The sequence below is a fragment of the Mesorhizobium ciceri biovar biserrulae WSM1271 genome (assembly GCF_000185905.1).
GTDB classification, from domain to species: domain Bacteria; phylum Pseudomonadota; class Alphaproteobacteria; order Rhizobiales; family Rhizobiaceae; genus Mesorhizobium; species Mesorhizobium ciceri.
Genome location: NC_014923.1, coordinates 5410606 through 5429936 on the forward strand (window position 1 = coordinate 5410606; position 19331 = coordinate 5429936).

Here is a 19331-nt window from a genome sequence, read left to right on the forward strand (position 1 = left end):
CGATCAGGCCTCGCGACCAAACCGCGACGCCTCGTGACGCGCGCCCCAGACCGGCATGGCGGCTTCGATTTCAGCTTCCGACTTGAAAGCATCGGATGCGTAGCGATCGACACGGAACCGCTCGACGGAAACGAACGGGGTCTGCCCGAGAACCAGTTCGCAAGAGAGCCGGCCAAGACCCGGTCCATGGGTGACGCCGCTCTCATTGTCGCCACCGACGACCACGATATTGTCGCTGCCGGGGACTTTGCCGACGATAAGGTTGTTGTCGGGCGTGTAGCACGGCACGCCTTGCGCCCAGCTCGCGATCCTCGAACCGCGCAGCGGCGGGAACACCGTCTGCAACTCGGCAAGCTCCTGCTCGGAGGTTTCCTGCATCAGCCCGATATTGTGCGGCTGGCCGGGTTCGATTTCGCTGTCGTTCGTCTTGTAGAGAGGTTTGTAGTGCCGGCCGGTTCCCCACATGACGGCGCCGAATGTCTCGCGCAGCCACAGCCGCAATTCGCGGCACTGGACGGTGGGAATGGTCGATGGCAGCCCACGGTCGTCGGTGACGATGCGCGTTGCAACGACGCGCAGCAGCGGCAACTGCCAGCCAAGGCCTGACAGGACCTGATTGTTCCAGGCGCCGGCGGCAACAATCACGCCATCAGCCTCAAGACCGCCCTGGTCGGTCTCGATCGTCACCCGGTCGCCGGCATCATGGACGGCAGTCACGCGTGTGTTGCTGCGGAAGACGCCGCCGAGCTCGCTGGTCTGGCCGGTCAGCACCCCCATCGCCAGCTTGGTGTCGAGCTGGATGCCATGCGGATTGTAGGCCGCCGAATGGACCCGGGCCGGATCGATGAGACCCTGCATCTTCTGCCCGATCTGCACGGCATCCAGGTCCTGCATTTCCGGCGGCGCATAGGGAGAATCCAGCACCGGGCGGACGAAGCGTTCGCGCCCGTCCTCGGTCAGCGCCATGATCAAGGTGCCGTTCGGCCGATAACCAATCTCGGCGCCGACCTCGTGCAGCCTGCGATAGAAATCGAGGCCATATTGCTGCAGCTGAAAGCCCTCTTCACCGAGCGGGATCATGCCGGCGGACCAATGGGAGACGAAGCCAGCACCGGCGCTTGTGGTTGCGGCACCCGGCTGGCCGGCATCGATGACCGTCACCCGGCGCACGCCGGACCGCAGCAGATGGAAAGCCGCGCTGCAGCCGATGATGCCGCCGCCAATCACCGCGATATGCCTGCTATCGCTGCCGCCATGGCTTCCGTTTGAACTCATCTTTGTTCTCCCTTTTGCCGATGTTCCGGTCGGAGCGACATACAGCGACGGCGACCATACAGGCTCGTCCCGGACTGTCTAGACACATGTGTCTGTGGCCTGATACTTGATGCGCACTGCATCTGGATCACACGTCCGGAACGCCGCTTGATCCGGCTTTCCGTTGTGTTGTGTCGCCGAGAGAGCGAGGAAAAAGTGAGCGTTTCGACAGCCGCCCAGGCCATTTTCGACAGTGAAATCATATGGGACGCGCATTCCGGCTTCATGCCGGACCCGGCGGCGGACCTGAACAATCTGCAGATCTGGCGCGACGCCGGCATCGACTATCTGTCGATCGATGTCGGCTTCGACCTGTTGCCCTGGGAGCAGACCGTGCGGACGCTCGCAAATTTCCGCCACTGGATCCTTGCCAATCCCGAGCACTACACGCTGGTCTCCTCCGTCGCGGAAATCCGCAAGGCCAAGCTTGAAGGCAAACTGGCGATCACCTTCGACATCGAGGGCATGAACGCGCTCGACGGCCGTATCGAGATGGTGGAGTTCTATCACCATCTGGGCGTCCGCCAGATCCTGTTTGCGTACAACAGGAACAATCTGGCCGGCGGCGGTTGCCACGATGTCGAGACCAGCCTGACGGCGTTCGGCCGCGAGGTCATCGACGAGATGAACCGTCTCGGCATGTTCGTCGACGTCACCCACACCGGCTATCGCACCTCGATGGAGGTGATGGAATACTCCAACCGGCCGGTCATCTTCTCGCACTCCAACGCCAAGGCCTTGTGCGGCCATGGCCGCAATATCACCGACGAGCAGATCAAGGCCTGCGCGCGCACCGGCGGCATCGTCGCGATCGTCGGGCTCAATCGTTTCCTGGGAGAGGGACGCACGGACTCGGACAGGTTGGCTGACCACATCGAATATCTCGTCGACCTGGCTGGCCCAAATCATGTCGGCATCGGACTGGACTACGCCTTTCCGGTTGATGTCAAAGGCATCGACCGCATCATTTCCGACAATCCGCAATTCTGGCCCAAGAGCGAATATCCGGAGGGGGCGACGACCTACGCGGCTCCAGGTCAGATGCGCGAACTGACCGAGGTTCTTCTGCGCCGCGGCCAGTCCGAGCAGACCGTGCGCGATGTCCTGGGCGGCAATTTCATGCGCCTGGCGGCTGAAATCTGGAAGTGAGCGGCGGCGGAGAGACCTATCTCCGCTACAACTCTTGATCCAGGCCCCACCGAATGGCGGGCCAGGCCATATCGTCTGCGCGATCACATTCCGCCCGCGACTTGCCCAAGTCGACGCGCCGGCGGCGGTCGGAACAGATGTCGAGATTTTTCCGCAAGATCGTCGGTATCCAAGATTCGGACGTGCCGGCAAAATTTTCGCTAGACATAGATGTCTATTATTAGCAGTTTTAGCGGACCGACACATTCGGCCCGGCTTGGAGAATGGCCTGCGGCCTGAAAAGAAAACAAGACAACGAAAACAGCTGAGGGGTAGAGCATGTCCATTCTAGCCGACACCAGGGTTTCGCGCCGCAGCCTGCTCGCCGGAGCCGGCGCTTTCGGCCTTGCCTCAATGGTCAATCCAAAAGTTTCCTGGTCGAGCGACGGGCCGATCCTCAAGGTGCGATCCTACGCCGACATCCAGACGCTCGACCCTTGCTTCCGGCTGGCGGCGCCTGAAGGCGACATCACCAGCGTCATCTTCGCCGGCCTCGTCGTCACCACGCCTGGCGACAGCTGGGGCTGGCGGCCGATGGCGGCGGAAACGATCAAGCAGCTCGATCCGCTGACCGTCGCCTTCCAGCTGCGCGACAATATCGGCTTCACCGATGGCTACGGCCAGATGACGGCCGAAGACGTCAAGTTTTCGATCGAACGCATCGCCGACCCAGCCAACAAGAGCCCCTATTCCGGCGACTGGGCAACGCTCAAGGAAGTCGAGGTCAAGGACAAGCTGTCGGGGCTGATCCACCTGAAACAAGCCTTCGCGCCGCTGTGGACGTCGACCTTGCCGACGCCGTCCGGCACCATCCTGTCAAAGCGCGCCATCACCGAGCTCGGTGGCAAGATGGGCGTCAAGCCAGTGGCTCAGTCAGGCCCCTACATCCTGAAGGAATGGCTGCCCAAGCAGCGCACGGTGCTGGTCCGCAATCCCGACTGGAAGTACGAGCAAGGTGCCTTCGCGGAAATCCACATTCATCCGATCGAGGACGAGAAGACCGCCGAACTCGGCTATGAGGCCGGCGACCTCGACTACACCTGGACCGCGGTCTCCTCGATCTCGCGCCTGAAGCAGACGCCGCCGCCGAAGACGACAGTGGTGGAGAAGCCTTCGCTGGCCTTTGTCTGGCTCGGCATGAACCAGGATGTCGCTCCCTTCAACAATCCCAACATGCGCCGCGCGGTTCAGTACGCCGTGGACCGCAAGGCGGTGGTCGATGCTGCCTATTTCGGCGCCGCCGCAACCGCCACCGGCATCATCGCGCCCGGCCTGCCCGGCCATCGCGAGAAGAACCTTTTCGATTTCGACCCAGACCGCGCCCGCGACATGATCGCCAAGGAGGGGCTGGCCGGCACGACGATCACGCTCGACATCCTCAACAAGACCGAGCGGCTGACCGCGGCGCAGGTCGTGCAGTCGAACCTGCAGGATGTCGGCCTCAATGTGGAGATCAAGCAGAACGACAGCGGCACCTTCTGGACGCTTGGCGCCAAGGAAGGCGACTACTGGAAGAAGCTGCAGATGATCATCAGCCGCTTCTCCATGCAGCCGGATCCGAGCTGGGCGACTGCCTGGTTCACCCGCGACCAGATCGGCGTCTGGAACTGGGAGCGGTTTTCCAGCGAGGAATTCGACAAGCTCAATGCCGAAGGCATGGTCGAGCTCGACCCGGCGAAACGCGATGTCATCTACAAGAAGCTGCAGGACCTGATGGAGGAGAACGGCAACTACGTTTTCCTGACGCATGAGGTCACCGGCATCATGAATCGAGACACGCTTGTGGCCGGCCTGAAGCCGAACGGCGAACCCGTCTTCACCGACTTCAAACCGGCATGATGTCGGCGGGCGGGGCTCGCCCCCACCAAAGACCGTCCGACAGGTACCGAAAATGATCCGCTACGCCCTCAAGCGTCTGTGGCTTGGCGCCATCATCATCAGCGTCGCTATGATGATGATGTTCGCCATGGTCTACCTCATTCCCGGCGACCCGGCCTCCGTCGCGCTGGGGCCACGCGCGACGCCGGAGATGATGGAGGCGCTGCGCGTGCGCATGGGCCTCGACCAGCCGGTGTGGCGGCAGTTCCTGCACTTCTACGGATCGGTCCTGCGCGGTGACCTGGGCACCGAGGTTCTGTCGAACCGGCCGGTGCTGGACGTGGTGATCGAGCAGCTTCCGTTCACGCTGGCGCTGGTGGTCGGCGGCATCACCTGGTCGGTGGCGCTTGGCATCCCGCTTGGCTGTATCGCCGCGGTGCGCCGAGGCGGCTTTGTCGATCAGGTGATCGGGGTTCTTTCGGTGGCGATGATCGCCGTGCCGTCCTTCGTCGTCGCCATCTATTCGCTGCTGGTGTTCGCGGTCGCACTGCAATGGCTGCCGGCGATCGGCGCCGGCGAACCGGGCGACCTCACCAGCCGGCTCCAGCACCTCATCCTGCCGTCGCTGGCGGTCGGACTTGGCTGGATCGGCTACATCTCGCGCATAGTGCGCGCCTCGATGCTGGAGACGCTGGAGGCCAGCCATATCCGCACGGCGCGCGCCTTCGGCCTGACCGAAAACAGGATCGTCTACACCTATGCGCTGCGCATTGCCGTGCTGCCAACGATCACCCTGCTCGGCGTCGGTATCGGCCACATGCTGTCGTCTTCCGTTTTCGCCGAAATCGTCTTCGCCCGCCCCGGCATCGGCAAGCTGGTCTATGAGGCGATCTCGGTGCGCAACTATCCCATCGTCTCCGGAGCCGTGCTGGTCACCACGGTCTTCTTCGTCCTCGTCAACGTAGCAGCCGACATCCTCGTCGGTGTATTGGATCCCCGTGTCAGATCAAGTTTCAACTGAGCTGTCTTCCGGCGGCAGCCGGTTGTCCGGATTGTGGCGCACCGTGCGCGGCATCATGCGCGAGCCGCTCGGCGCCGTCGGCCTGACGCTGGTGACGCTGGTGGTGCTGTCGGCGGTGTTTGCCAGCGCGCTGACCAGCTATGCGCCGAGCAAGATATCGCCGGCCGAACGCTTCGCTTCGCCGAGCCTGCTGCATCTGCTCGGCACCGACCACCTCGGCCGTGATCTTCTGACCCGGGTGCTCTATGGCGGGCGCGTCGCGCTCTTGATCGCGCTCGGCGCGACAGCGGTGTCGCTGGTCCTCGGCGTGGTGCTCGGGCTGATCGCCGGCTATGGGCCGCGCTGGCTCGACAATGTGCTGCTGCTGATCTTCGACGCCGTGAAGAGCTTTCCCACCGTCATGCTGGCGCTGACGCTGGTCACCCTGTTCGGCCCCTCGCTCTATGCGGTGGTGCTGGTGGTGATGCTGGTCAATGTGCCGGGCTATGCCCGCATCATCAGGACGCAGACGCTGGTGCTGAAGTCGGCCGAACATGTCATGGCGGCGCGCTCGATGGGCGCCAGTGCCGGCCGTATCCTGCGCGTCCATATCCTGCCCAACATCATCGGCCCGATCCTGATCCTGATATCGATGGACATTCCCGTGGTGGTGGCGATCGAGGCCGGCATGAGCTTCCTCGGGCTCGGCGTGCGGCCGCCAACGCCGAGCTGGGGCGCGATCCTCAATGACGGCTTTGCCAACATCCGCGATTCCTACTGGATCGTGATTGCCGGCGGCCTGCCCATCGTGCTGACCACACTCGGCTTCACCTTCTTCGGCGAGACGCTGCGCGACCTCTTCGATCCCCGGCTGAAGGGGCGGTCATGACGGTTCTCGCGATCAAGGATCTGAGCGTCGCCTTCCACACCGAGAGTGGGCGACTGGAGGCGCTGAAGCAGGTGAGTTTTTCCGTGGCGGCCAACCGCAGCGTTGGCGTGGTCGGCGAATCCGGCTGCGGGAAGTCGACGCTCATCAACGCCATTCTCGGCCTGCTCGCCGACAATGGCGAGATATTATCGGGCGAGATCATCTTCGAGGGCGACAAAGACCTCGCCCGGCTTGACCCCACGGCGATGCGCGGCTTGCGCGGCCAAAGGATAGCTACCGTTTTCCAGGACCCGATGGGTGCGCTCAACCCGGTGCTGTCGGTGGGGCGGCAGATGCGCGACATCCAGTATCGCTCGGGTCTGTCGAAGCGGGACAAGGATGCGCGCTCGGTCGCCATGCTGCGCAAGGTTCGCATTCCCGATCCGGAAAGCCGGCTGACGCAGTTTCCGCACGAATTCTCCGGCGGCATGAAGCAGCGCATCGCCATCGCCATGGCGCTGATGATGGAGCCGGCGCTGCTGATCGCCGACGAGCCGACCACGGCGCTCGATGCGACGCTGGAGGTGGCCACCATCGAACTGCTCAAGGATCTGCAGCGCGACATCGGCTGCTCGGTGCTGTTCATCTCGCATCATCTGGGCGTGATCGCCGAACTCTGCGACGAGATGATCGTGATGTATGCCGGCGAGGTCGTGGAAAGCGGCACGACCCGCGAGATCTTCCACGACGCCCGCCATCCCTACACGCAGAAGCTGCTGGCCTGCGATCCCGCCCGGCTGTCGCAGCGTGTGCCCCGGCTGCCGACGATTGCCGGGACCTTGCCGGACCTGCGCCGCCGACCAAGCGGCTGCGTCTTCCAGCCGCGCTGCGATCGCGCCGACGCCCAATGCCTGACGACGCCTCCCAGCGCCCCTGTCGGCGGATCTCATATCGCCCATTGCTGGCACTCGGACGTTCCACTGGGGGCCATGAGCGCATGAACGAAGACCTGCTCCGTGTCAGCGACCTGCGCGTCTCGTTCCGGGTTGGCGGCCTGTCCGCCAGGCTCGCGGGGCGGGCCACCGAAATCGAAGCGGTCTCCGGCGTCAGCTTCACGCTTCAACGAGGCAGCACCTTCGCGCTGGTCGGCGAATCCGGCTCGGGCAAGACGACGCTGGCGCGCACCCTCAACGGTCTTCAGCCGGTGAAAGCAGGCACGATCGTGTTCGAAGGACAGGAACTGCAAGGCCTGTCCAACGCCGCGATGAAACCGGTGCGGCGGCGCATGCCGATGATGTTCCAGGATCCGGTCGGATCGCTGTCGCCGCGGCTCAGCGTGCGCTCGCTGCTGTCGGAGCCTTTCGTCATCCACGGTTTGTCGGATCGCGATCTCAACGCTGAAGTCACACGGCTTCTTGCGCTGGTCGGGCTGCCGCGCGATTTCGCCGACCGCTACCCGCACCAGCTATCAGGCGGCCAGGCGCGCCGCGTCGGCGTAGCGCGGGCGATTGCGCTGGACCCGGTGCTGGTCGTCGCCGACGAGCCGACCGCCGGCCTCGACGTCTCCGTGCAGGGAGAGGTGCTGAACCTGCTCAACGACCTGCGCGACCGCATGGGCCTGTCGATGCTGATCATCACCCACAATCTGCATGTCGTGCGCCAGATCGCCGACCGCATGGCGGTGATGTATCTCGGGCGCTTCGTCGAGCAGGGCGAAACCGAAGCGATCTTCCGCGCCCCGCATCATCCCTATACGGCGGCCCTTCTCTCCGCCAATCCCGAGCCTGATCCCGACAGGGTGCATCAGCGCATCACGCTGCCGGCTGACGTTCCGTCCTTGCTGGCGCGCCCCTCAGGCTGCGAGTTTCACACACGCTGCCCGCAGGCCGAGGGCCGTTGCGCGCTGGATGTCCCCGTCCCGGCCTCGGTCGGCGACAGCCGTCTGACCTGCCATTTCCCGCTGAACACATAAGGATCGCCACCGGCGCAAGTGTCGGCCGGGGCGTTGAGAGGAGCCGCCATGCAAGATATCCGCGTCGTCACCGATTTCCCGCGCAAAATCCGCGAGATCGAGAATTTGTGGATTCCGATGCCGGATGGCGTCAAGCTGGCGGCGCGTGTCTGGCTGCCGGAAGACGCGGAGAGCGATCCCGTGCCGGCGATCCTCGAATATTTGCCCTATCGCAAGCGTGACGGAACGGTGGAGCGCGATGCGCTGACGCATCCCTATTTCGCCGGTCACGGCTATGCCGGCGTGCGGGTCGACATGCGCGGCTCGGGCGACAGCGAAGGGCTGTGCAAGGGTGAGTATCTGAAGCAGGAGCAGGATGACTGCCTGGTGGTCATCGAATGGCTGGCGAGGCAATCCTGGTGCTCGGGAAGCGTCGGCATGATCGGCATCAGCTGGGGCGGCTTCAACGGGCTGCAGGTCGCGGCCCGCCGGCCGCCGGCGCTGAAAGCCGTCGTTTCGCTGTGTTCGACCGACGACCGCTATAACGACGACGTGCATTATCTCGGCGGCGCGATGATGTGCGACAATCTGATGTGGGGAACCACCGCCTGGGCCATCGCCATGACCCCGCCCGACCCGCTCATTGTCGGTGACCGCTGGCGCGATCTTTGGAAACAACGGCTGAATGGCAATGGCATCTGGATGCAGGACTGGTTCGAACACCAGCGCCGCGACGATTTCTACAAGCACGGTTCGATCTGCGAGGATTATTCCGATGTCGAAATCCCGGTCTACGCCGTCGGCGGCTGGGCCGACGGTTACCCCAATCCGATCTTCCGGATGCTGGAAAAGCTAAGCGGTCCCCGCAAAGGGTTGATTGGACCCTGGGGCCATAAATATCCGCACTTCGCCATGCCAGGACCGCGCATCGGCTTCCTGCAGGAGTGCCTGCGCTGGTGGGACCAATATCTCAAGGGCATAAACACCGGCATTGCCGACGAGCCGATGCTGCGCGCCTGGATTCAGGATCCCGCACGGCCGGCAGCGATCTATGACGAGCGACCCGGCCGCTGGGTCGCGGAGCCGGCATGGCCGGGGCCGGGGATCGGCGAAAAGGTGCTGAACCTTGCGCCGCATGTGCTGAGCGAGGCCAGGGGCGAAGACACGATCCTGGAGATTTCATCGCCGCAGACGGCCGGCCTGTCTTCCGGCGCCTGGTGCGGTTATGGCGTCATGCCGACCTTGCCGGTCGACCAACGCACGGAAGAAGGCAATGCCCTGATCTTCGAGACGGCGCCGTTGACCGAAGCGGTCGAGATCCTCGGTTTTCCCGAATTCGAGGTCAAGCTCTCCTCCGACAAGCCGGTTGCGCTTCTGTCCGCCACGCTGTCGCAAATGTTCCCTGAAGGTGCTGCCTCGCGCGTCAGCTACGGCATCCTCAATCTGAGCCATCGCAACGATGATCTGGACATCGCACCCATGGTGCCGGGCCGGGCGGAGACCGTCCGCATCAAGCTGCGCTGCTGCGGGCAGCGTTTCGAGGTTGGCGAGCGTATCCGGCTGGCACTGGCGACATCGCATTGGCCGATCGTCTTTCCGACCGCCGAGCAGGCGACGCTGTCGATCCATTGCGGCGATAGCCGGCTGATCCTGCCGGTGCGCGCGCCGCAGAAGCTGGACGACACGCTGGGGGCCTTCCTGGCTCCGGAAAGCGCCGCGCCGATGGAGCAGGAGGTTCTGACCAAAGGGGACGGCTTTCAGCGCTCGGTTTCGACAGACCAGGTCACTGGCGAGACCGTCTACCAAGTCGTCAATGATGGCGGCACGGTGCGGCATCCACATACGGGAATCGTCCTTTCAGCGAAGCATGTCGACCGGTTCTCCATTCACCCCGACGACCCGACCTCGGCGGTCGGCACCTGCACCTGGGAAAAATCCTATGGCCGCGGCGACTGGCAGGCGCGCCTTTCAGTGACGGCGACGGTGCGCGCCCTGCGCGACGTCTGGCGGATCGAGACCCACATCACTGCCCATGACGGAGACGAGCGGATCGTCGACCGCAGCGAGGTCAAGGAGTATCGGCGCGATCTCAACTGAGCGGCGGCGATTGTCAATCAGGCCATCGATTTCGGCAAGGCGACGGCCAGCGCATCGACGGCCAGCCGCACCTTCAGCGGCAGATGCGGTGTCTGCAGCCAAAGCGCGTGGCAGTCGTAGAGATATCGCGGCTGGTCCGGCAACAGCGCCATCAGCGCGCCGGCCTGAATGCGGTCGCGTACCAGCCACCAGGGCAGCCAGGCCAGCCCCATGCCGTCGGCGGCCGCGTCAGCGATGGCATCGAGATCGTCGAGCCGCAGCCGTCCGGTTGGCGTGATCTCGAGCGTGGGTTGCCCCTCGCGCACAAACAACCACGGCTGAACGACCTGGCCGAGCCGGCGGTAGACAATCGCCTGATGGTCGGCGAGATCCTCGATCCGCTGCGGCTCGCCATGAATTCTGAGATAAGAGGGTGCCGCGCAGACGACCATGCCCTGACGCGCGACGCGACGCGCAATCACCCCCACCTTGTCGTCAAGAGTGCCGGTGCGGATTGCGAGATCGTAGCCGTCCTCGGCAAGATCCGCCAAGCGGTCGGTGAGCGACAGGTCGAGTTCCAGCATCGGATATTGATGGGCCAGCTTCAGCAACACGGGGGTCACGCAATGGCGCCCGAAATGCGCCGGCATGGTGACCCGCAGTTTTCCACGTGGCTCCGAAAACTGTTCGGCGGCGAGCGCATCGGCGGCTTCGGCCTCGGCCAGCACCACCCGACAGCGTTCATAGTAAGCGCGGCCGAAGTCGGTCAGGCTCTGCCGTCGCGTGGTCCGGTTGAGCAGCCGCACGCCCAGCCGCTCCTCGATAAACCGGACATGCTTGCCTACCATCGGTCCGGAGAGGTCGAGCGCGACCGCCGCGGCCGCGAACGAGCCGAGATCGACCGCCTTGACGAACACGGCCATGCTCTCAAGCCGATCCATATTCGGAACTCCTGGTTTCTACTGTTCTTCTCTTACAGCCATTTATCCCCGACAAGACCGGCTGCATAGCTCATTCGGTTCAGATGATTTGGAGTATCCGAATGACACGCGTAGTTCGCTTTCACCAGCATGGTGGCCCCGAGGTTCTGCGCATCGAGGATGTCGCGCTTTCCCCACCGGGTTCGGGCGAAGTTCAAATCCGGGTCAAGGCACTCGGCCTCAATCGCGCCGAAGCGCTGCTGCGCGCGGCTTCCTATATCGAGACGCCGACGCTCCCCTCGGGGCTTGGCCTCGAGGCAGCGGGCGTCATCGAGGCTATTGGCGACGGTGTGAGGGATTTCGCGCCGGGCGACAGCGTCAGTGTTATCCCGCCGCAATCGATGATCCGCTGGCCGGCCTATGGCGAGTTTGCCACCTACCCCGCCGGACTTGTCGTCAAGCATCCGCCGTCGCTCGACTGGCAGACGGCAGCGGCCGTCTGGATGCAGTATCTCACCGCCTATGGCGCGCTGATCGATATCGCCGGGCTGCACAGCGGAGACCACGTGGTGATCACCGCAGCCTCGAGCAGCGTCGGGCTTGCGGCAATCCAGATCGCCAACAGGGTCGGTGCAACAGCGATTGCGGTGACGCGGACATCGGCGAAGAGGCAGGCCCTGCTCGACGCCGGCGCGGCTGAAGTCGTCACCTTGGCCGAGGAGGATTTGGCGGCACGGCTGAATGAGATCGCAGGGCCTGAAGGCGTGCGCGTCGTGTTCGATGCGGTCGGCGGCCCGATCTTCGAGCCACTCACAGCGGCCATGTCGCGTGGCGGCATCCTCATCGAATATGGCGGTCTCAGCCGCGAACCGACGCCATTCCCTCTGCCAGCGGTGCTGAGCAAGACGCTGACACTGCGCGGCTACCTCGTCCACGAGATCACCGGCAACCCTGTGAAACTCGAGGCCGCCAAGGCGTTTATCGTCGAAGGTCTGGAGCACGGAACGCTGAGGCCGATCATCGACAGGACCTTCGCGTTCGACCAAATCGTCGAGGCGCACCGCTACCTGGAGTCGAACGAGCAGTTCGGCAAGATCGTAGTGACGATCTGAGATCGTAGTGACGATCTGAGATCGTGGTGACGATTTGAATCGTGGTGACTGCCTGAGCAACGCTGGCGAACAAATCATTCTTGCAGGGCAATATCGACCTTGAAGCCGCGGCTTTGCATCCCTAACTGTTCGGTGCGGGCCGGGCCCCTCTGACTGTCGCTTTTGGCGATTGTGATGTCGGACCGCTTTAACGGGCCCGTTTCCATTCTTTCGGTCAAGCGGGCTCATTCCTTTCGGTTTGGAGCCCCGTATGACATCTACTTCCCTCCTCGGTATGGTTTGCCCCTCCTGCCGCGTCGCGCTCGTGATGAGCGAACGCCAGGGTATCGAAATCGACTACTGTCCGCAGTGCCGCGGCGTCTGGCTTGATCGAGGAGAACTCGACAAGATCATCGAGCGTTCCGGCAGGGAAGCGGCGCCCGCGCCGCAGCCACAGCCGGCAGCATTCTCCCAGCCACAAAATGGCCAGAGCCGCGATGACGATTATTCCCGCTCGCACGGTCACCGCTATCCGAAGCGGAAGAAATCATTCTTCGAAGAGTTGTTCGACTGACCGCATGATGCCCGACATCCAGGCCGGCACTTGCTGAAACTTCCGAAACCACATCGACAAAGGTTCATCTCCGATGATTTCCCGCACCAGCCGATTTGCAGCCCTCTTTGCAGGACTGTTCCTTGCATTCTCCATGGTTGCGATGGACCATGCCGAGGCCCGTCGTGGCGGCAGTTTCGGCAGTCGTGGCATGCGTACGTTCCAATCGGCACCGCCGACCAGGACGGCCCCAGCACCGACCGCTCCGGTCGAGCGGTCGATGACGCCCAACACCGGTGTGAACAACGCGGCCCGGCAGCCGCAGGCCGGCCTGCAGAGGCCCGGCTTCATGAGCGGTTTCGGTGGAACGATGTTGCGCGGCCTGTTGCTCGGCGGCCTGTTCGGCCTGCTTTTGGGTCAGGGCTTCGGCGGCCTGGCCGGCATGTTCGGTTTCCTGCTTCAGGCCTTGCTGATCGGTGGCGCGATCATGCTGGCCATCAGGTTCTTCCGCTCGCAATCCGCGCGCGGCCCCGCGCCGGCGCTCGCAGGTGCCGGCAATGCCCAGGCTTCGCGATTTGAGAACCGCTCAACGGCAGGGCAGCAGACTGCAGGCTCCTTCACAATTCCCGGTTTCGGCGGCGGTTCAGGTGGAGGCTCTCCGGCCGCCGCCTCCGAGGAGATCACGCTGGCCCAGACGGATCTCGACGCATTCCAGCAGCTGCTGACCGATGTCCAGGAAGCATTCGGGCGCGAAGACCATGCCGCTCTGCGCCGGGCGGTTACACCCGAAATGGTATCCTATCTGTCGGAAGAGTTGGCCGACAATGCCCAGAAAGGTCTCAGGAACGAGGTGACTGATATCACCTTGCTGCAGGCCGACATCGCGGAAAGCTGGCGCGAGGATGAGCGCGACTACGCCACGGCCGCCTTGCGCTACGAATCTCGTGACGTGACGCGCGAACGGGCCAGCGGCAAAATCGTCGCGGGCGACGATGATCATCCGACAGAGACGACCGAGCTGTGGACTTTCGTGCGTGAGAATGGATCGAACTGGAAGCTCTCGGCAATACAGGCTTGAGCCTCGGGCGATTTTTTCCGAGGTTTCGCAGTTGTGGGCGTTCAGCGCACGATCTTGACGCACATCGGCGTGCCGATCTCGATGGCGCGCCCGGTGTCGGTCAGTATGCCGCTGTCGGCGTCGCGGGCGAAGATCGAAATGCGGTCGCCATTCTGGTTGGCGGAAAACAGATGGCCGCCTGACGGCGTCAGCGCCAGGTTACGCGGGGTCGCGCCGCCGCAAGGGATATAGCCGACGAGGCTGAGCGACCCTGTCTGCTGGTCGACCGCCATGATGACGACGCTGTCATGGCCGCGGTTGGAGCCGTAGACAAAACGGCCATCCGGTGAGATCTGGATATCGGCGCAGTGGTTGCTGTCGCGTGCCTCGGCCGGCACCGCCGGCTTTGCGTCGATGATCGAGAGCTTGCCGGTGGCTTCGTCCAGCGTCATCGACACGATGGTCGAATCCAGTTCGTTCATGACGAAGACGAAGCGTCCGTTCGGATGCAGTGCGAGGTGGCGTGGACCGGCGCCGGATGGCAAAGCGGATTCGGTTAGCTTGGCCAGATTGCCCTCGCGCTCGATCCGGTAAGACACCAGCCGGTCGATGCCGAGGTCGGCGACGATGGCTGTTCCCCCACCGATGGTTTCGGTGACGCTGTGTGCATGCGAGCGTTCCTGCCGCGCCACATTCGGGCCGCTGCCCTCATGCGAAACGCTGGCAAGCGGCGCCGACAAGGCGCCGTTCTCTTCGAAGCCATAGACAGCCACCGCGCGATCCGGGCCGCCCTCGCCCATGCCGTAATTGGCGACCAGCAGTTTTGTCCCGTCGCGGGTGATGGTGTTGTGGGCGGCTATGCTGCCGAGCGACGGTTGCTTGTTCAGATAAATGAGCGTCCCCGAAGCTCGATCGAAGCTGTAAGCTGAGACGGTGCCCTCGCGCCAGGTGAACACTTCCGAGTTGGCGTAGATCCGCGAGCCGTCCGGTGTCACCGAGAGGAAGGTCGGATTGTCGACGTCGTTGGTCTCGGCCAGTTTTCGTGTTTCCAGCGTCGTCTCGTCAAAGCTGTAGACGCTGAGGCCGACGCCCCGAGCGCCCTGAAAATACGGCGCCTCGCGGTTCAGGCTGCCGACAAAGACCAGACAATTCTCGCGCATGATTTCCTCCCCTACCCGCCTGCGCTTTGGCGCGCGGGAGCAGCCAAAATTTCGCCTGTTCACGCTTGCAACGCAACCCCATATGTGAAAATACTATTTACAAAAGAAGATTGACGGGAGGAGACGTCTTGTATTTCGACGCCTTGATGCGTTCTCCGATAGCTGTGACGTGCCCCATGCAGGTCTGGCGGTGCCGACCATGAACGATTTCGCACCTACCGTCGGCGTCGCCTCGACGCATCCTAAGAACATGCCCGGAGATCACGCCGCGCTGCCGGTGTGGAATGCCGAGAACTGGTTCTACGAGGACTGGCCCGTCGGCCAGAAGATCCGCTCGTTGCGGCGCACAATGGCCGAAGGCGACAGCCATTTGTTCAACACGCTGGTGCTCGACATCCACCCCTATGTGCAGGACCAGATGTTTGCCGAGAACGAAGGCATTTTCGGCAAGCGGCTGATCGCCGGCGCCTTCGTCTTTTCGGCTGGCCTGGGGCTGGTCGCCACCAACTGCGTCAATGCCTTCTCCTATGGCTACGACAAGCTCCGCTTCATAAAACCCGTCTTCATTGGCGACACGATCTATTCGATCCGCTCCAACCTCGACAAGAAGCCCCGCTACAAGGAAATGGGGCTGATCCGCGCCAGCTATGAGGTGTTCAAGGGCGAAGGCGAGTTGGTTCTCTATTGCGAGCATCTGCAGACGGTGAAGTACCGCAACCCGGCCGACTTCGTCGGCAAGACGGAGAAATAGCATGCCGGCAGCAGCCGAATTGCCGCTCGCCGGTCTCGTCGTCGTCGACATGAGCCAGTTCCTGTCCGGGCCCTATTGCTCACTCAGGCTGCTCGATCTCGGCGCCCGCGTCATCAAGATCGAGCGTCCGGATGGCGGCGACCTGTCGCGCCGGCTCTATCTCAGCGACACCGAGATCGGCGGCGATTCCACCATCTTCCATGCCATCAACCGGGCCAAGGAAAGTCTTGCCATCGACCTCAAGAACGAGGCCGATCTCGAGGCGTTGCGCGGCCTTCTGGCCAAGGCTGATGTGCTGATCCAGAATTTCCGGCCGGGCGTCATCGAGCGGCTCGGCTTGGACTATGAGGCGGTCCGCAAGATCAACCCGCGGCTGGTCTATGCCTCGATCAGCGGCTATGGCGAAGACGGACCATGGGTCAAGAGACCCGGCCAAGACCTGCTGGCGCAGGCGCGCTCCGGCGTGATGTGGCTGAACGGCGATGAGGACCAAGGGCCGGTGCCGTTCGGTCTTGCCATCGGCGACATGCTGGCCGGTGCCGCCTGCGCGCAGGGCATTCTGGCCGCACTCGTGCGGCGCGGCATCACCGGCCAGGGCAGCCATATCGAAACCAGTCTCCTGGAAGCGCTGGTCGATTTCCAGTTCGAGGTGCTGACGACGCATCTCAATGACGGCCGCCGGCTGCCCAGGCGCTCCAGCTTCCGCAGCGCGCATGCCTATCTGTCGGCGCCTTACGGTGTTTACCCGGCCAAGGACGGATACCTCGCCATCGCCATGACGCCGATCCCCAAGCTGGCCGATCTCCTGTCGCTCAGCGAACTCGCACCCTATCGCGACAAGCCTGCGTCGTGGTTCACCGCGCGCGACGACATCAAGGCGATCATCGCACAGCGGATCGCCACCAAGACGATCGACGAGTGGCTTGATATCCTCGAGCCGGCCGACATCTGGTGCGCCAAAGTGCTGACCTGGCCGGAGATGCTGGCGAGCGAAGGGTTCCACTCCCTCGACATGCTGCAGACTGTGACGCGCGAGGACGATGTGTCGATCCTCACCACCAGTTCGCCGCTCCGGGTCGATGGCATAAGGGCCAAGGGCGATCGGGCGGCGCCCCGCATCGGCGAGCACAGTGCCGCCATCCGCGCGGAGTTCGGCCTGTGAGTTCGCCCAAGCTCAAAGGCATGACCTGGAGCCATCCGCGTGGCTATGATCCGATGGTCGCCTGCTCGGCGCTGTGGCAGCAGAAGACCGGTATTGCCATCGAATGGGACAAGCGCTCGCTGCAGGACTTCGAATCCTTCCCGGTCGAAGAACTGGCGCGCGCCTATGACCTCATCGTCATCGACCATCCGCATGTCGGCCAGATCACGGCCGAAGGCTGCCTGGAGCCGCTGGATGTCGCCGGACGCGAGGCGGAACGCACGGCCCTTGCCTCAGGCAGCATCGGCCAGTCCTATCCGAGCTACAACTGGCAAGGACGGCAATGGGCTTTCCCGATCGATGCGGCAACCCAGGTCCAGGCATGGCGTCCGGATGCGCTCGCGGCGCCGCCGGCGCGCTGGAGCGAGGTGCTCAATCTCGCCCGGCAAGACGGCGTGCTGCTGCCGCTGCGGCCGCCTCACGTGTTGATGGTGTTCTACACGCTTGCCGGCAATCTCGGGCATGCCTGCACGACCGATCCATCCGACGATCTGATCGATGTGGAGATCGGTAGCCAAGTCTTCGAGGCAATGCGCGAGATCGCAGCGCTGGTCGATCCTGCGTGTTTCGAGATGGACCCGATTGCCGTCTCCGAACGTATGGCGGAGGCCGATTCCAGGTTCGTCTGCGCGCCGCTGATCTATGGCTACGTTTCCTATGCGACGGCTGGCTTTCGGGCGAACCGGCTGGCCTTTGCCGACGTTCCGGTCATCGGTTCCGGCGGCCCGGTCGGTTCGGCGCTTGGCGGCACCGGCATAGCCGTATCAGCCTTTTCCAAAGCCAGGGATGCCGCGATCGACTTCGCCTATTGGGTCGCGAGCGGCGATGTCCAGCGTGGCGCCTATGCCGCCGCCGGCGGCCAGCCCGGCCATGCAGCGGCCTGGGAGGACCAGGCTGTCAATGAAGCGACCGGCGACTTCTATCGGGATACGCGCGCGACGCTGGAGGGTGCATGGGTGCGGCCGCGCCACGACGGCTACATGACTTTCCAGCAAGCAGCATCCGAACGCATCCTTTCCGGCATGACCTCCCGGCATCAAGCCCGACAGGTTGTTGCCGATCTCAATCGCCTGTTTCGGGAGAGTTCCCCGGTGCAGGTGTCCGGCGCTGCCGGTGGAGGAGCCTGAACCAAACCGAACGGAGGAGAACGAGATGACAGGAATGATCCGCGGCCTGCTGGCCGCAACCGCGCTTGCCTCGCTTGCAACGACCGCCTTTGCGCAGGATGTGCAAGGCGTCATCGGCGGGCTGCCGAGCGAACTCAAGGCGCAATATGACGGCGCGCCGCAGAAGGTGCTGCCTTCGGCCTGGGACAATTTCACAGCGCCGCCGAAACCGTGGAAATGGTGCCACTCGGAATCCTACCAGGGCAATCCGTGGCGGGTCACGGTGACCAAGGAATTGAAGCGTCTCGTCGACGGGCTGATCGCCGACGGAACGGTGTCCAGCTTCGAGGTGTCTGATTCCAACAACGACGCCAGCCAGCAGATCAACCAGATCCGCGCCTTCATCGACAAGAAGTGCTCGATCATCACCTCGATCCCGGGCTCGGCGACGGCACTCGATGATGCGATCGACGCTGCCGCCAAAGCCGGCATTCCGTTCATCACCGCTGCCGGTTCGGTGACCAGCCCGAACGCCATCAATGTCGATTCCAACTATGCGCGCTGGGGCTACGACATGATGGCGGCGATCGGCAAGGCGCAGCCGGACGGCGCCAGCATCCTTCTGGTCGAAGGCATCGCCGGACACCCGATCGTGGTGCAGGAGCGCCAGGGCGCGGACAAGGCGCTGACTGAAAATCCGAAGCTGAAGATCTCGCGCAATGTCAATGGCAACTGGACAGCCAACGTCACCAAGACCGTGGTGCTGCAGGCGATCGCCACCAACCCGGCGCCGATCGATGCAGTGTGGACGACAGGCAGCGAAAGCCGCGTCGTCGCCGAAGCCTTCGCAGAAGCCGGCCGGCCCGCACCATTGATCACCGGCTCGATCACCGGCGATGCGCTGGGCTACTGGAAGGCCAACCCCGACAAGTACCGCTTCGAAGGCCATGCGGTGCTGCCGCACTGGACCGCGCAGACGCTGTTCCGCGTCGGCGAGCGCATGCTCGACGGGCAGAAGCCGAAGCTGAACACGCTGCTGATCCCGATCCCGCCTGTCCACACCGCCGATCTCGGTGCCTGGTACAAGGACTGCATGACGACGGACGCCGTGTCTATCTTCCCGATCCCGCCGAAAGATCCGATGCCGGAGGAATGGCTCGACGCCTATTTCTCGAACCCGGCGCCGACCAAGGGCTGGGACTATTCGAAGGTGCCCGATGCCTGTGCAAAGTGACGCCTGCTAATCTCTCAACAGGCCGGCTCCTTTCGGGGAGCCG

General features: G+C 63.6%; 17 protein-coding genes. 14 read left to right on the forward strand and 3 right to left on the reverse strand.

The window, feature by feature from the left end; genetic code table 11:
- Positions 1-3: 3 nt before the first annotated feature.
- Positions 4-1275 carry an NAD(P)/FAD-dependent oxidoreductase gene (locus MESCI_RS26310; RefSeq protein WP_013533001.1) on the reverse strand — a complete coding sequence of 424 codons (1272 nt, stop codon included), beginning with the start codon at positions 1273-1275 and terminating at the stop codon, positions 4-6.
- 195 nt (positions 1276-1470) lie between these two features.
- Between MESCI_RS26310 and MESCI_RS26315 the strand changes: the two genes are divergently transcribed.
- The 7 genes from MESCI_RS26315 (at position 1471) to MESCI_RS26345 (ending at position 10236) form a co-directional block, all read left to right on the forward strand.
- Positions 1471-2463 carry a dipeptidase gene (locus MESCI_RS26315; protein WP_013533002.1) on the forward strand — a complete coding sequence of 331 codons (993 nt, stop codon included), beginning with the start codon at positions 1471-1473 and terminating at the stop codon, positions 2461-2463.
- A 318-nt stretch (positions 2464-2781) separates the two neighbouring features.
- Positions 2782-4341 carry an ABC transporter substrate-binding protein gene (locus tag MESCI_RS26320; RefSeq protein ID WP_013533003.1) on the forward strand — a complete coding sequence of 520 codons (1560 nt, stop codon included), beginning with the start codon at positions 2782-2784 and terminating at the stop codon, positions 4339-4341.
- A gap of 52 nt (positions 4342-4393) precedes the next feature.
- Positions 4394-5341 (forward strand): ABC transporter permease, encoded by a 948-nt coding sequence (locus tag MESCI_RS26325; protein WP_013533004.1) that lies wholly within the window; start codon positions 4394-4396, stop codon positions 5339-5341.
- A gap of 22 nt (positions 5342-5363) precedes the next feature.
- Positions 5364-6209, forward strand: coding sequence for an ABC transporter permease (locus tag MESCI_RS26330; protein ID WP_013533005.1), 846 nt, complete (start codon positions 5364-5366; stop codon positions 6207-6209).
- Positions 6206-7189, forward strand: coding sequence for an ABC transporter ATP-binding protein (locus tag MESCI_RS26335; protein WP_013533006.1), 984 nt, complete (start codon positions 6206-6208; stop codon positions 7187-7189). Before MESCI_RS26330 ends, MESCI_RS26335 begins: the two co-directional genes overlap by 4 nt.
- Positions 7186-8160, forward strand: coding sequence for an ABC transporter ATP-binding protein (locus MESCI_RS26340; RefSeq protein ID WP_013533007.1), 975 nt, complete (start codon positions 7186-7188; stop codon positions 8158-8160). The genes MESCI_RS26335 and MESCI_RS26340 overlap by 4 nt, the downstream gene beginning before the upstream one ends.
- A gap of 48 nt (positions 8161-8208) precedes the next feature.
- Positions 8209-10236, forward strand: coding sequence for a CocE/NonD family hydrolase (locus tag MESCI_RS26345; protein ID WP_013533008.1), 2028 nt, complete (start codon positions 8209-8211; stop codon positions 10234-10236).
- A 17-nt stretch (positions 10237-10253) separates the two neighbouring features.
- On the opposite strand, the gene MESCI_RS26350 is transcribed toward MESCI_RS26345, so the two are convergent.
- The gene (locus MESCI_RS26350) at positions 10254-11156 is read right to left on the reverse strand and encodes a LysR family transcriptional regulator (protein ID WP_013533009.1); all 903 of its coding nucleotides are present in this window, start codon (positions 11154-11156) and stop codon (positions 10254-10256) included.
- Between the two features lie 101 nt (positions 11157-11257).
- Here MESCI_RS26350 and MESCI_RS26355 point away from each other — a divergent pair, with 101 nt between their 5' ends.
- From MESCI_RS26355 to MESCI_RS26365, 3 genes are all read left to right on the forward strand, one after another.
- A complete protein-coding gene (locus tag MESCI_RS26355) occupies positions 11258-12247 on the forward strand; it encodes a zinc-dependent alcohol dehydrogenase family protein (protein WP_013533010.1) in 990 nt (329 codons plus the stop codon).
- A gap of 250 nt (positions 12248-12497) precedes the next feature.
- On the forward strand, positions 12498-12800 hold the full coding sequence (locus tag MESCI_RS26360; protein ID WP_013533011.1) for a TFIIB-type zinc ribbon-containing protein: 303 nt from the start codon (positions 12498-12500) through the stop codon (positions 12798-12800).
- Positions 12801-12873: 73 nt separating this feature from the next.
- Positions 12874-13857 (forward strand): Tim44 domain-containing protein, encoded by a 984-nt coding sequence (locus MESCI_RS26365; protein ID WP_013533012.1) that lies wholly within the window; start codon positions 12874-12876, stop codon positions 13855-13857.
- Between the two features lie 41 nt (positions 13858-13898).
- On the opposite strand, the gene MESCI_RS26370 is transcribed toward MESCI_RS26365, so the two are convergent.
- The gene (locus MESCI_RS26370; RefSeq protein WP_013533013.1) at positions 13899-14996 is read right to left on the reverse strand and encodes a lactonase family protein; all 1098 of its coding nucleotides are present in this window, start codon (positions 14994-14996) and stop codon (positions 13899-13901) included.
- 199 nt (positions 14997-15195) lie between these two features.
- Between MESCI_RS26370 and MESCI_RS26375 the strand changes: the two genes are divergently transcribed.
- The 4 genes from MESCI_RS26375 to MESCI_RS26390 are packed head-to-tail and all read left to right on the forward strand — an operon-like array spanning position 15196 to position 19288.
- Positions 15196-15747 carry a MaoC family dehydratase gene (locus MESCI_RS26375; protein WP_013533014.1) on the forward strand — a complete coding sequence of 184 codons (552 nt, stop codon included), beginning with the start codon at positions 15196-15198 and terminating at the stop codon, positions 15745-15747.
- Position 15748: 1 nt separating this feature from the next.
- The gene (locus MESCI_RS26380) at positions 15749-16909 is read left to right on the forward strand and encodes a CaiB/BaiF CoA transferase family protein (protein WP_013533015.1); all 1161 of its coding nucleotides are present in this window, start codon (positions 15749-15751) and stop codon (positions 16907-16909) included.
- The gene (locus tag MESCI_RS26385; RefSeq protein ID WP_013533016.1) at positions 16906-18075 is read left to right on the forward strand and encodes an extracellular solute-binding protein; all 1170 of its coding nucleotides are present in this window, start codon (positions 16906-16908) and stop codon (positions 18073-18075) included. Before MESCI_RS26380 ends, MESCI_RS26385 begins: the two co-directional genes overlap by 4 nt.
- A 25-nt stretch (positions 18076-18100) precedes the next feature.
- The gene (locus tag MESCI_RS26390) at positions 18101-19288 is read left to right on the forward strand and encodes an ABC transporter substrate-binding protein (RefSeq protein ID WP_013533017.1); all 1188 of its coding nucleotides are present in this window, start codon (positions 18101-18103) and stop codon (positions 19286-19288) included.
- Positions 19289-19331 lie beyond the last annotated feature (43 nt).

Excerpts from the sequence above, each read along its gene's own strand:
- MESCI_RS26390 (WP_013533017.1), top strand. The coding sequence starts at position 18,101 with ATGACAGGAATGATCCGCGGCCTGCTGGCCGCAACCGCGCTTGCCTCG.
- MESCI_RS26335 (WP_013533006.1), top strand. The coding sequence starts at position 6,206 with ATGACGGTTCTCGCGATCAAGGATCTGAGCGTCGCCTTCCACACCGAG.
- MESCI_RS26340 (WP_013533007.1), top strand. The coding sequence starts at position 7,186 with ATGAACGAAGACCTGCTCCGTGTCAGCGACCTGCGCGTCTCGTTCCGG.
- MESCI_RS26380 (WP_013533015.1), top strand. The coding sequence starts at position 15,749 with ATGCCGGCAGCAGCCGAATTGCCGCTCGCCGGTCTCGTCGTCGTCGAC.
- MESCI_RS26360 (WP_013533011.1), top strand. The coding sequence starts at position 12,498 with ATGACATCTACTTCCCTCCTCGGTATGGTTTGCCCCTCCTGCCGCGTC.
- MESCI_RS26320 (WP_013533003.1), top strand. The coding sequence starts at position 2,782 with ATGTCCATTCTAGCCGACACCAGGGTTTCGCGCCGCAGCCTGCTCGCC.
- MESCI_RS26365 (WP_013533012.1), top strand. The coding sequence starts at position 12,874 with ATGATTTCCCGCACCAGCCGATTTGCAGCCCTCTTTGCAGGACTGTTC.
- MESCI_RS26325 (WP_013533004.1), top strand. The coding sequence starts at position 4,394 with ATGATCCGCTACGCCCTCAAGCGTCTGTGGCTTGGCGCCATCATCATC.
- MESCI_RS26375 (WP_013533014.1), top strand. The coding sequence starts at position 15,196 with ATGAACGATTTCGCACCTACCGTCGGCGTCGCCTCGACGCATCCTAAG.
- MESCI_RS26350 (WP_013533009.1), bottom strand. The coding sequence starts at position 11,156 with ATGGATCGGCTTGAGAGCATGGCCGTGTTCGTCAAGGCGGTCGATCTC.
- MESCI_RS26345 (WP_013533008.1), top strand. The coding sequence starts at position 8,209 with ATGCAAGATATCCGCGTCGTCACCGATTTCCCGCGCAAAATCCGCGAG.
- MESCI_RS26370 (WP_013533013.1), bottom strand. The coding sequence starts at position 14,996 with ATGCGCGAGAATTGTCTGGTCTTTGTCGGCAGCCTGAACCGCGAGGCG.
- MESCI_RS26310 (WP_013533001.1), bottom strand. The coding sequence starts at position 1,275 with ATGAGTTCAAACGGAAGCCATGGCGGCAGCGATAGCAGGCATATCGCG.
- MESCI_RS26355 (WP_013533010.1), top strand. The coding sequence starts at position 11,258 with ATGACACGCGTAGTTCGCTTTCACCAGCATGGTGGCCCCGAGGTTCTG.